Here is a 12,318-nt window from a genome sequence, read left to right on the forward strand (position 1 = left end):
CTTACGGGTATAGCCGTCAACCGAGCCTCTGACTTGATTTAGGAATTCAAACCCTGGACGGAAAATAAGGGAGCCGTATGCAAAGACCCACACTGTCTTAGAGGTCAGCCTTGGTACCTTCAATCAACGCATCGACCACGCCACACATCGCATCTTGATGTGAAAGGCCACGTGATTTTAAGTCGTCGTAGGTATCCAGCTGTAAGTGAGCGCTTGTGCCTCGGTCCCGAATCACCCGAAGGTGCTCCAATTCCTTCAAACATCCCAAACGGTCCGCATCCTCGCCCACGAGATCAATGATCTCATCGAGTAACGTATCCCATTGAATAATTTCACGGCGACCAAAATCGACCAAGCCCTCGTCGAGCCCATAGCGCTGAGCGCGCCAGCGATTCTCTTTAATCAACGAGCCTGAATACACGCGCCACTTTTGGTTTTGACGTCTTAACCGCTGTAAGCAACTGGCCAGCGAAACATAAAAAGCTGCGATAGCAACTGAATCATCGAGCCGGGTGCAAACATCGGTAATTCTCATTTCCAGTGTAGGAAAACGTGCATTCGGACGAATGTCCCACCAAAGCTTGCTGGTATCTTCCACCAGACCCGAATCGGTCATCACCTCAGTGAATCTCTCGTACTGCGAATAGCTGTCGAAATATTCAGGCAAACCAGTCCTGGGTAAACCATCAAAGATGCTCAAGCGAAAACTCTTTAGCCCTGTATCGGCCCCGTCCCAATAAGGGCTAGAAGTACTAAACGCGAGCAAGTGAGGTAAGAAATACTTCAGCTGATTCATCATATCGATGCGTAAATCAGGGTTTTCAATGCCGATATGGACGTGCATACCGCATGTGACCAGGCGACGGGCCACACCCTGGAGCTCGCTCATCAAGGTTGCGTAACGCGCCATCGGTGTATGAAGCTGCTCGTGCCACTTTGCAAACGGATGTGTTGCGGAGGCAATCGGAGCAAGCCCATACTCACCAGCCACCTTCACCACAGTTGCCCGCAGTTGACGAAGTTCTTCACGAGCTTCAGCGATGGAGGAACAAACCCGTGTACCAACTTCGATCTGGCTACGTAAGAGCTCGTGAGTCACTTGGCCATCATGCAAGCTGCGGCATTTATCGATCAATTCTTTGGGCGGGTCTTGGGCCAGGTCGCGCGTCTCGATATCGACCAATAGATATTCTTCCTCGACTCCAACCGTGAGTGGCGGAATATCGTAACTCATGCAACGTCCTCCCCATGTAGTCCAAGGCGTAGCACTGGGTACGCACTGGCTCCAGTCCTACAATCCCCCACAATGGGCAGGTGCTCAAGATTTAATTTACAGGGCGGGTTAACCCGAGATCGGTCGGTTGGGTACTTTGGCCGCGGGTGGCTGAATCTTCGTAAGGGTAGAGATCTCTCGGCGCGCCGCATCCAAAAACCCATACTTTTGCTTCCAGGATAAAACCCGCTGAACATAGTCACGGGTTTCAGCATATGGAATTTCTTCAACGAATACATCGACTGGCACATCACCGAATCGGTTTCTCCAGCGAGCAACGGCAGCCGGACCTGCGTTATAAGAGGCCAAGGCATATTCAACCTGCCCACCATGACGGCGAAGCATGCGGGCTAGATAAACAGAGCCTACTTCCGCATTATTCTTAGGGTTCAGGATATCAAACTCAGCCGACTCCACACTGTCGGAGGTAAAGCCGAGTACTTCGTTGGCCGTTTGTGGCATCACCTGCATCAGCCCCATTGCGCCGGCATGTGAGATGGCACTCGGGTTGAAGGCACTCTCTTGACGGGCCAGAGCTATCACCAGACTAGAATCGAGCTGGGTCATCCGGGCTGCCCGCGAAATAATCTGCACATAGGTCCACGGGAAGCTGTAACCCAGCGCCCGAATAGACTCATGACTGACATTTGGAAAACGTTTATTGCGCTCCCAGCGGAAACGACGCTCAAAGTAGTTTGAATCGACTCGCTCGGCCAAAAGCTCAAAACCCAATAACGCTTTAGGTCCCAGACTATCTTTTTGACTGGTCAATGCACGCTGCAACAACCGCCGTGTGGCCTTAAAGTCACCCACATCAACCAAAGCTTGGGCCAGGATGAGGGAATCAGGGAGTTGTCCAGTACTGAGTTGAGCTGTTTCAACTTCAGCCACCAAAGCTGAATCACCCAGGCGCTGCAAGGCTTGAACCGCATAATAATCTACGGGAAAGCGCTCTACGAGAGCTTTAAGTTCTGCGAGATAAGTCTCTCCCATGCCGAGCATCTCTGCTGAGCGCGCAGCCCAGTAAATCGCTCCTGGAGCATGTTGGCTGTAAGGAGATGAATCGTGGAGATACTGAAATACACCGCGAGCCGAAGCGTACTGCCCAGACCGAAATGCCACCCAACCCATGGAGCGCAAAGCGCGGTGCCGTGAGTCAGCAGTGGAGAAAATGTGAGTTTGTTCGTTCAGAGAAGCAATGGCATCGCGGAAAGACGCACTCACCAGCACGGGTATGCGCCGTGTTGGCTGGTGAACATCCTTGGCTCCAGCAATCACGCAACCTCCAGCATCCATAGCAAGAGGAGGCCTTGCAGCGACCAATGGCATAGGCAGCGGACGGCCTTCGCAAAGAGCAGGTTCAGCGCGAACTACGGCGTTGGGGACCGGATGGCCTCCTGTGCATGCAGTTACGAGTAACGCAAGAATCCCCGCCCCCAGGGCTATTTTTGGCAGACAAAACGTCATTTTCTTCATTCCATTCGGTGCACTGACAAGCCATGCACGCTAGAAGTGTCTGCAACCAATATGCCTATTTTGACTTATCGGTGAACTCTCTGACAAAACCGGTACTTAAAAGAGAAAAAAGCCTTTGGTAGGACCAAATAAGTGGGTATTTTGTTACGCACCGCGTAACGCGTTCGACAAAAATGTCACTGAAGTATGATCGGTCACAGGGTTTATTGACGCTTTGGAGATACTTCAGCGGCCGAGAAATCGATTCATCTGGCAAAAATTAGCTCTCAGAAAGACCTTGCCGCTCCAACCTGTATCCGCCAGAGCGGATGTCTGCGGCCCAGGTTTCATTGTCTAAGTACCAAATAATCGTTTTCTTAAGCCCTGACTCAAAAGTCTCCGCAGGTCGCCAACCAAGGTCCCGGTCCAGACGGCTGGCATCGATTGCATAGCGACGGTCATGACCCGGTCTGTCTTTCACGAAAACAATTTGGGAGCGATATCCACCCTCGCGGCCACTGGGCTTGAGGTTTTCAAGCTCATCACAAATCAAATGGACAATATCAATGTTGGCCCACTCGTTGTGTCCTCCAACATTGTAGGTCATTCCATCTTTCGCAAACCGAATGATTCTATCAATCGCCGAGCAATGGTCGCGCACATAAAGCCAGTCTCTTACGTTTTTCCCGTCCCCATAAATAGGCAAGTCCTTACCCTCTAGGGCATTGATAATCATGACCGGCAATAGCTTCTCCGGAAACTGATACGCGCCATAGTTATTCGAGCAATTCGAGATTGTCACCGGCAGCCCAAAGGTTCGCTGCCAAGCGCGCACAAGGTGATCAGAACCCGCTTTCGAAGCACTGTAGGGACTTGAAGGGTCGTAGGGAGTATCTTCCTGAAACAAGCCGGTATCGCCTAAACTTCCATAAACCTCATCGGTCGAGACATGGTGAAAACGCACATCCTGACGGTCTCCCCAGTAATGACGCGCGGCTTGTAGCAAAACGAAAGTACCCACCAAGTTTGTTTGAATGAAATCACCAGGCCCATCAATAGAGCGGTCAACGTGACTCTCCGCTGCCAAGTGCACAACCGTATCAATGTTGAAGTCTTCCAAGGCTTTGCGAACCACCTGGTCATCGCAAATATCACCTTGAACAAAAACATATCGATCCCCGTATTTTTCTTGGACTCCACTGAGATTATTTAGGTTGCCAGCGTAGGTCAGCTTATCGAAATTAACGACACGGACGTCGGGGTCATTCTCGAGAAATTGATAGACTAGGTTTGAACCAATAAACCCCGCGCCTCCGGTTACTAAAATATGATGGGGGGTGTGCTGCGTCTCTGGAGAAGTCATAGCTTCTATCCTTCCGGGTGCAATTTAAGAAAATCGTTCAGGGCTTCTCTCCAATGAGGCATCTCTTGGATATTCTCATTCACCAAAACCCTATTCTCAAGCCGCGAGTTGGCAGGCCTTGGCGCTGGGCGTGGAAATGCATCGCTTGTACATGCCGATACCTTTCGCTCAATCCCAACTTGCTCAAAAATAGCTCTGGTAAATTCAAACCACGTGGCTTCACCCTCACAGGTAAGATTTACAACGCCCCGAATATTAGAGTTCAATAAAAGCCCGATGTGATTTGCCACACAAAGCGTTGAAGTAGGATTTCCTATTTGGTCGTTCACGACTTGCATTGGGTCTCCGCCCGCTGTCCCAAGTCGCATCATCGTATGTAAAAAGCTTGGTCCGCCTGGGCCATAAAGCCAGGCAACACGCGCTACGATTGCATCTGCATATTCGTCAAGAACAGCACGTTCTCCGGCAAGTTTACTCTGTCCGTAAATTGTTTGGGGGGCGGTGGGGGCATCTTCGGGATAGGGCGTGAGCGCATCACCCTTGAAGACATAATCCGTGGAGATCGCAATCAAGCGACTCTTTATCTGCTTCGCCGCTTGAGCAACATGCAAAGCGCCTAAGTGATTGACCTCGAAAGCTCGTTCTTGATCGGTTTCGCAGTCATCAACTTGAGTCATCGCCGCACAATGAATGACCACATCAGGCTGAAGCTCTTGAAAATTCGTGAGGACGGATTCCTGAGAGGTTACATCAAGCTCATCACGCCCCATCGCAAAAACTTTGTGGTCACGAAACTTCTGGCAAAGTGACCTTCCCAGCATACCGCCTGCACCGGTTATAAGGACCGAATAGCTCATAGGGTAGATTCATAACAGAAACCGCCTTAATTTCCACCTTTCCGCTACGCTCGATCTATCCAATTTTCTTTCATGCTTTCTATTCGATGCTCTGTTAGGCTCAGGCCATGACTTCCCAGAATCTAAGCTTTGAGGGGCAAAAAGTGCTGATCACGGGTGGGCTGGGCTTCATCGGCTCTACCCTCGCTATCAAACTCTTAGAGACCGGCGCTAAAGTAACGCTCGTGGATTCACTGGAACCCCAGTACGGCGGCCATCCCAAAAACATCGCAGGTTATGAAGAGCAGCTGGATATCCTCCAAGAAGATGTACGAAATACCCAGGCCATTCGAAAATTAATCCAAGAGCAAAACTACCTTTTCAATCTAGCTGGTCAAACAAGTCATCTCGATTCAATGCAAGATCCAGAGACCGACCTTGCCATCAACTGCACGGCTCAGCTCTCTATTCTTGAAACCTGCAGGCATCATAACCCAAGTATCAGGATAGTCTTCGCCAGTACTCGGCAGATCTACGGTACGCCCCAGTACCTCCCTGTAGATGAAAAGCACCCTCTTCGCCCAGTCGACGTCAACGGCATTAACAAACTAGCCGGTGAGCAGTACCACTTGCTCTACAACAATATCCACGGCCTACGCTCGAGTGTCTTAAGACTCACCAACACCATCGGTCCTCGAATGCGAATCCGAGATGCTCGGCAAACTTTTCTTGGTATTTGGATCCGTCGACTTCTAGAAGGTGACCCCTTTGAAGTTTGGGGAGGCCAACAGCTTCGGGACCTCACAGATGTTGAAGACTGTGTAGAGGCACTGATGCTCAGCGCTCTGAGCGATAAAACGAGCGGCCAAGCATTCAACTTGGGTGGTCACAGTACGCTCTCGCTTCGAGAACTCGCAGAACTCTTAATAGAGATTCATGGAGACGGCGTCTTCCAAATCTGTGAATTCCCAAAAGACCGCGCCGCCATTGATATCGGTGATTACTATGCCAGCGACAAACTCTTTCGAGAAACCACAGGCTGGGCTCCTAAAATCGATTTAAAAGATACTCTCAGCCGAACTTTGGATTACTACGCTAAACATCTCCAAGACTATACTGCGAGTGAATATGTCTCTTGAACAACCTCGTATTCCCATTGCTGCTCCTGGGCGTAGCTACCAAGCCCATAAGGATGAGATCAACGCAGCCATCACTGCAGTACTAGAAGGTGGTCACTATATTCTAGGACCGCAAAGCCAAAGGTTTGAAGAGTCATTCTCAAAATGGGTCGGGTCATCATACGGGATCGCCCTTGCTAGCGGTACCGATGCCATCAGCCTGGCCCTGCGCAGCTGCGGCGTTACCCGTGGAGATGGCGTTCTCACTGTAGCCAATACAGCCGGCGCCACCATTGCCGCTATTGAAGCCATCGGCGCGGTTCCGATACTTGTCGACATTCATGAAGCAACCATGAACATCTGCATTCGCTCAGCCGAGGCTGGCTTTTTAAAATGGAAAGACACCTACCCCATCCGTGCAGTTGTCCCGGTTCATATGTACGGTCACTCCGCGAACATGAACGATGTTATGTCCTTCGCCGAAGAATACGACCTTCTTGTTGTGGAGGATGGTTCCCAGGCACACGGCGCCAGGTGGAATAATCAAATGGTCGGGTCGTTTGGTCATGCTGCCGCCTTTAGCTTTTATCCAACGAAGAACCTCGGAGCGTATGGCGATGCGGGTATGCTTGTTACAAAGTCTCAGTCGATTGCTGACCAGGCTCGGGAACTGCGTCAATATGGGTGGCGCAAACGACATATAAGCTATCACCAGGCTACCAATTCACGAATGGACGATATTCAAGCAGCGATTCTTAGTACTCGGTTCAAAAGCTTGGCCAAAGAAACCAAGCGGCGACAAGAAATCGCCCAGCACTATACCGCGGCCCTCAAAGGTAAGGCCGGGTTTCGCGCACCGGATGTCTCTGAGGAGGCAGAGCACGTCTTTCATCAATATGTTGTGAGGCACCCCAACCGTGATGCCTTAGCGTCGCACCTAAACCATGCAGGCGTTGATACATCCGTGCTTTACCCTGTCCCAATTCATCGGCAACCCATATGGGAAAATCTTCCCCGGACAAACGATGCGGGGCTTGAGGTATGCGAAAAAGTGTCCCGCCACATTCTCTCGATCCCGGTGCATCCATTTTTACGGGATTCAGAAATAGAACGCATTGTATCCGCACTTGAAAGCTTTTCTGACACGTGATTTGCGAAGAAGCGGACCTCTTCGGTATGCTCAGCCTAACCTAAACTATACGCCCAAAACCCTCAGAAATTTAAAAGTGTGTCATGGACCCTAAAGCTGAAAAAATTTACAACTTAGCCCATAAGCAATTGCGCGCTGGGGATGTTGAGCTTGCCTACGGAATGGCTTCGAGTGCTATCCGGCAATTCCCGGAGTCAGCCCCTCTGCTCCAAGTCACAGCCCTTGCTGCATTTCAGATGGGGCTGAACGACGAAGCAATAGAGCTGTGCGAGCGCGCCTGGGCAATAGATCCCAACAATTACATTCTTGCCTATAACTATGCCACGATTTTACTCCATCTTGAGAGGGCAACCGATGCCCGCGAATGGCTTGTTAAAAGCCTCACCGTCAACCCGGACTACGCACCAGCGCATGCAAACCTTGGCTCTGTCTTAATTGCATTTGGGGAACTCGACGAAGCCCTTCTGCACCTCGACCGCTGCATTGAGCTTGGGACCGGAACAACAGCCGAGGTTTTAATCAACCGCGCAAGTGCTTTACGTGACTTAGGTAAAATCGACGAAGCTCTTCAGGGTTATCGCAATGCAATCGCCTTGGACTCCGAGTCGCAAATTGCTCATGCAAATTATCTACTTTGCTTAAATTATTCTCAGCAAAACCAGGCCACAATCAAAAAAGAGCACGAAGCCTGGGGAGCGTCCCAAAGCCACGGTCAACCTCCAATACCCATGCCTGTTCCTGCAGGTAAAATAAAAGTAGGCTATGTTTCTCCCGATTTTAGACGCCACTCGGTCGCCTTTTTCCTCGAGAGCGTCTTAAAAAATCATGACCACGAGAACTTCGAAATTGTTTGTGTTTCGAACACCCAACGCGAAGATGCTGTTACGGAAAACTTCAAAAAGTTATCCCATCAATGGATTGACGTGAAAAATTTGGACGCCCCAAGCGCATGCGCGGCGATTCAAGAAGCCGGTATCCATATCCTCGTCGATTTAGCAGCCCATACGGCTCACAACCGGCTCGATATTTTTGCCCAGCGCGCCGCCCCTATTCAAGCGACATGGCTAGGTTATCCAAATACCACTGGCTTACCTGAAATGGATTATCGAATTGGTGATGCACTGACAGATCCTCCAGGGTTTGCTCAGCACTACAGCGAACAACTTGTTCATCTGCCCAAAACATTCATCTGCTTTTGTCCACCTGAGCAATACCCAAGCTTAGACGACTCTGGCAGCCCTGCAGATTCGCCCATCACTTTTGGTTCCTTTAACCTCTTGGCGAAAATCAACCATGAAGTTATCCGTGTGTGGTCTCAAATTCTTCATCAAGTTGAAGACTCGAAAATCCTGCTGAAGTCCAGACAGCTCGCTTCCGAGGCCGCCAAAGAGCGCTACCTAAAGCTCTTTGAACAAAACGGAATCGACTCGAGCCGGGTAATTCTTAAATCTCACGTCAACTCTTTCATGGAGCATCTCAACTTATACCGGGAAGTTGATATTGGCCTTGACCCCTTTCCCTACCACGGGACCACCACAACATGTGAAGCTCTGCTTATGGGAACACCGGTTTTAACATTGGCAGGCGAGAGGCATAGCGCGCGCGTTGGCGCCAGCTTGCTTTCGGCATTAGGTATGGGCGACTGGGTATCTAAGAGTGTCAGTGATTATATTGAAAAAGCAGTAAACTTTGCCGGTGCAGATAAAGAATTAAGCCGCCAGGAAATTCGAAAGAGATTTCTGGAATCATCCTTGTGCGACACTTCTGGTTTTACACGGGATCTAGAATCGCTCTTTAAAGACTTCGTTGCAAAATCTACTCAAGGTTAAATTTGCTCCAGGGCTTTATTCCCAATCGTTTCACCCAAGGCCAAACTTGCAGTCGCCGCGGGAGAAGGCGCATTGATAACATGGACTGCATGTGCACTGCGCTTCACGATAAAGTCGTCAGCTAACTTCCCCGACTCATAAACAACCTGAGCCCTTACACCGGCGGGATAGGGTTCCAGCATATGTGCTTGGACTTCAGGGACCAACGTTTGCAAAGACCGAACAAACGACGCCTTGGAAAATGAACGCCACAACTCGTGAAGCCCATATCCCATGTTGCCCAGTGCTAGTTTCCAAAATCCGGGATAGGCCATCGTTTCCATCAGGTCCCGAAAGCTAACGTCAGTACGCTTATAACCCTCTCTCGAAAATGCCAGCACCGCATTGGGACCACAAGTCACCCGAGAATCTACTCCACGCGTAAGGTGAACGCCGAGGAAAGGAAAATCAGGGTTGGGTACCGGATAAATCAAAGTTTTACACAGTGAATTAAACTCCGGCTTGAGCGCAAAGTACTCACCCCGAAATGGGATGATTTGGCTTTCGAGCTTCACATTAAACATTCGAGCGACGCGGTCCGAATAGAGCCCTGCGCAGTTGACCATTAACCGCGTAGCGAAAGCCTCACCCACACTTTTCAACTCCAGACCTTCAGAGTTTTCCACGCAGCTGTCGACTCGAACACCGAAACGAAGCTCCGCTCCACGATTCTTCAGATCTTTAACCAGCGCGTCGCAAACCTCTTGGTAATTGACCACCCCTGCCTCAGGAATACTTAACGCCGCCACTGACGCTACATGGGGTTCAAAGTCATTCACCTCTTCAGCCGCGAGCCAGCGGGATGCGACACCATTTTCATTAGCCCTACGTTCCAGCTCCCGAAGCTGTGGTAATTGTTTTTGCTGGGTAGCAACGATTAGTTTCCCGGAACGCTTCCAGGCGATACCATGTTCATCACAAAAGTCTTCCAAGAGCTTACGCCCCGCATAGCAGTGCTTGGCTTTCTCGGAACCCGGAAGGTAATAAACCCCCGAATGAATGACTCCCGAATTACGACCTGTTTGGTGGAAGGCGTGGCGCTCTTCTTTTTCTAAAATAAGTAACTTAAGATCTGAGCGAGACTTCAAAAGATGACGAGCAGTCGATAAGCCAACAATTCCAGCGCCTATAACGATAGCATCAAAAACCATAGTGAAGGCTGTTTCATTCCTTGAGGAAAGTCAAACCGCTCACTCTCTACTGGCGCCGCCCCATTGCCTTGGGTTAAAACATGGCATGTCTTCTCTATTGTTTGCCCTGTTTCTGGTGATTGCACTCACGGTCCAGCTGGGTAAATTCTTAAGAAAGAAGGCCAGCCAAAATAGTTTCCAGCAACAAACTGGTAACCATCCCGACCGTCCTCTTAAAATTAACCGGTTTGACCAAATGGAAGACCACTTACGTGCTTCAAGATGCCCATGTGGTGGAGTTTGGATGGTGCGGCACGAAGGGTCTAAGAGTAGCGCAGGCGTACGTCTAAGGGTGCTTCATGCTGAGTGCACGCGGTGCGAGTCGGAGACCGACTTTTTCTTCGATCTCACAATGATGCAGAATTAACGCTTCATCCCAGCATTTCGAAGCATCTTCATTGTGCCTACAGGTTCAGCTGAGAGCACCGATAACACTCCGCCCATCATGGCCCCGATGACGCCAACAGACGCAACCTCAGAGCCTGCCATAAATAGATTTTTAATCGGGCTACGGGGTCGCAACCATTGATTTCGAAATCTCGTAGGCGTGGGCTCAATACCATAAATGGAGCCAGCTACGGGGCGAACAAAATGCTCAGTAGAAAGCGGCGTAGAAAGCTCTACGTACTCAAGATATTCTTCAAGTTCAGGCATTTGCTTCAAGAAGTTTTCAAGTAACTTTTTCTCCATGCGCTCCTTAAAGGAGTCATAGGTCTCACCGCGCTTTTTCCACTTGGTATCTTTCCATTCCTGGAAAACATCCCAAGGTACAAATGTTACCACTTCACCTGTATGCAACTCGTCTGGGCCTGGATCATGCTTCGGATCTTTGAGCGACGGAAAGCTGCAATACAATACAGGAACATCCGGTAGTTCTTCGTCAGGCTCGACCATCCAATCACTGAAGTTTGGATCCCAGGTGCCATAAAACCATTTGTTGGCTGAACCGGCGCCGGCCTTGCGAATATCGCCTTTAAATCCCAGGTAGAGACAAACATGACAGGACGCCGGGTTTAGTTTTGATATCCCTTGAGTCCATTCCTCTTGGCGGTAGCGCTCAGGTAAAAGTCGCATGACCGTCGACATAACTCCCGCAGCACTGATCACCGCGCCGGCGGTTATTTCTTCGCCATCTTGAAGACGAACGCCAATGGCCTTGTCTTCGTGAACCATGACCTCTGCAACATCAGCACGAATTCGGGTCCAGCCACCGCCATCTGCCACCGTTTTTAGTAACTGATTTGCAATTTCCTGAGAGCCGCCCACTGGGTAATAACCACCGTGAACAAAGTGACGTACCACCAATGCCTGCATCGCAAAAGACGACCGACTTGGAGGCGAACCATAATAGCCCCACTGAGCCGTCATAATATTTCGCAATTTAGGATTATCGGTAAGACTGTTCACAACTTCTTCGGTATTGAGTTCGAGCATCTCTTGGCCTTTTCTGCCAAGTGTAGCCTCTCCAAGCCAGCCCATCTTTGGAGGTAACGCTCTCGCGAGATAATATCCCTTCATCGCCCCTGCGACTTCACGGACATACGCCAAATAATTATCAATCGCTTCTTCCTCTTCAGGAAAAGCGTCAATTAGATTCTGGCGAAACTGCTGCGGGTTATCTGGAAAATCAATTCGGAAACCATCCGGATAGTAGAACTCATCGTAAACAGGGCCAAGCGATGCCCATTGAAGTCCGCCGTCAGTGAGGTATTCCAAAAGACGTCCGGTAAGAGAGTGGCGCGTGACTTCACCCACAGCATGGACGCCCACATCCCAAAGAAACTTTTTACGCTTAAAAGTATGGGTGTAACCACCGGGCACATAATGCTGCTCAACCACCAATACCTTTTTACCAAGCTTGCTCAACATCGCAGCGGCCGTCATTCCGCCCATGCCAGAACCGATGACGATATAGTCCCAAACGCCGTCTTTACCTTTTTTGTTCCAGTATTTTTCTGGCACCTGAACCGCTCCTGCTTTTGTCATTGCGAACCCCTTTATTGGTAGGACCAATGGCTATCGAAGGGAATACAATCTGTCAACGCCCTATAAGCAGGACTCCCCA

10 protein-coding genes are annotated in these 12,318 nt (G+C 50.0%); 3 read left to right on the forward strand and 7 right to left on the reverse strand.

Annotation, left to right across the window (positions count from 1 at the left end):
- The 5 genes from HOK28_04105 to rfbD form a co-directional block, all read right to left on the reverse strand.
- The coding region (locus HOK28_04105; GenBank protein MBT6432249.1) for a gamma-glutamylcyclotransferase at window positions 1-93 on the reverse strand (93 nt) is incomplete at its 3' end.
- 4 nt (window positions 94-97) lie between these two features.
- Entirely contained in the window at window positions 98-1,234 is a 1,137-nt protein-coding gene (locus HOK28_04110) for a carboxylate-amine ligase (protein MBT6432250.1), read from the reverse strand.
- Window positions 1,235-1,342: 108 nt separating this feature from the next.
- Window positions 1,343-2,740, reverse strand: coding sequence for a transglycosylase SLT domain-containing protein (locus tag HOK28_04115; GenBank protein ID MBT6432251.1), 1,398 nt, complete (start codon window positions 2,738-2,740; stop codon window positions 1,343-1,345).
- Window positions 2,741-3,008: 268 nt separating this feature from the next.
- Window positions 3,009-4,091, reverse strand: a complete 1,083-nt coding sequence (rfbB, locus tag HOK28_04120; GenBank protein ID MBT6432252.1) for a dTDP-glucose 4,6-dehydratase — start codon at window positions 4,089-4,091, stop codon at window positions 3,009-3,011.
- Window positions 4,092-4,096: 5 nt separating this feature from the next.
- Complete coding sequence (gene rfbD / locus HOK28_04125; protein ID MBT6432253.1) at window positions 4,097-4,948, reverse strand: dTDP-4-dehydrorhamnose reductase; 852 nt, start codon at window positions 4,946-4,948, stop codon at window positions 4,097-4,099.
- A 107-nt stretch (window positions 4,949-5,055) separates the two neighbouring features.
- On the opposite strand from rfbD, the gene HOK28_04130 reads away from it, so the two are divergent.
- The 3 genes from HOK28_04130 (at window position 5,056) to HOK28_04140 (ending at window position 9,024) form a co-directional block, all read left to right on the forward strand.
- Window positions 5,056-6,066 (forward strand): NAD-dependent epimerase/dehydratase family protein, encoded by a 1,011-nt coding sequence (locus HOK28_04130; GenBank protein ID MBT6432254.1) that lies wholly within the window; start codon window positions 5,056-5,058, stop codon window positions 6,064-6,066.
- The gene (locus tag HOK28_04135) at window positions 6,056-7,195 is read left to right on the forward strand and encodes a DegT/DnrJ/EryC1/StrS family aminotransferase (protein MBT6432255.1); all 1,140 of its coding nucleotides are present in this window, start codon (window positions 6,056-6,058) and stop codon (window positions 7,193-7,195) included. Before HOK28_04130 ends, HOK28_04135 begins: the two co-directional genes overlap by 11 nt.
- 83 nt (window positions 7,196-7,278) lie before the next feature.
- Window positions 7,279-9,024, forward strand: coding sequence for a tetratricopeptide repeat protein (locus tag HOK28_04140; GenBank protein ID MBT6432256.1), 1,746 nt, complete (start codon window positions 7,279-7,281; stop codon window positions 9,022-9,024).
- On the opposite strand, the gene lhgO is transcribed toward HOK28_04140, so the two are convergent.
- Both lhgO and HOK28_04150 read right to left on the reverse strand, forming a co-directional pair.
- On the reverse strand, window positions 9,021-10,214 hold the full coding sequence (lhgO, locus tag HOK28_04145; protein ID MBT6432257.1) for an L-2-hydroxyglutarate oxidase: 1,194 nt from the start codon (window positions 10,212-10,214) through the stop codon (window positions 9,021-9,023). The genes HOK28_04140 and lhgO overlap by 4 nt on opposite strands.
- A 402-nt stretch (window positions 10,215-10,616) precedes the next feature.
- A complete protein-coding gene (locus HOK28_04150) occupies window positions 10,617-12,239 on the reverse strand; it encodes an NAD(P)/FAD-dependent oxidoreductase (protein ID MBT6432258.1) in 1,623 nt (540 codons plus the stop codon).
- Window positions 12,240-12,318 lie beyond the last annotated feature (79 nt).

The sequence above is a fragment of the Deltaproteobacteria bacterium genome, assembly GCA_018668695.1.
Taxonomy (GTDB): domain Bacteria; phylum Myxococcota; class XYA12-FULL-58-9; order XYA12-FULL-58-9; family JABJBS01; genus JABJBS01.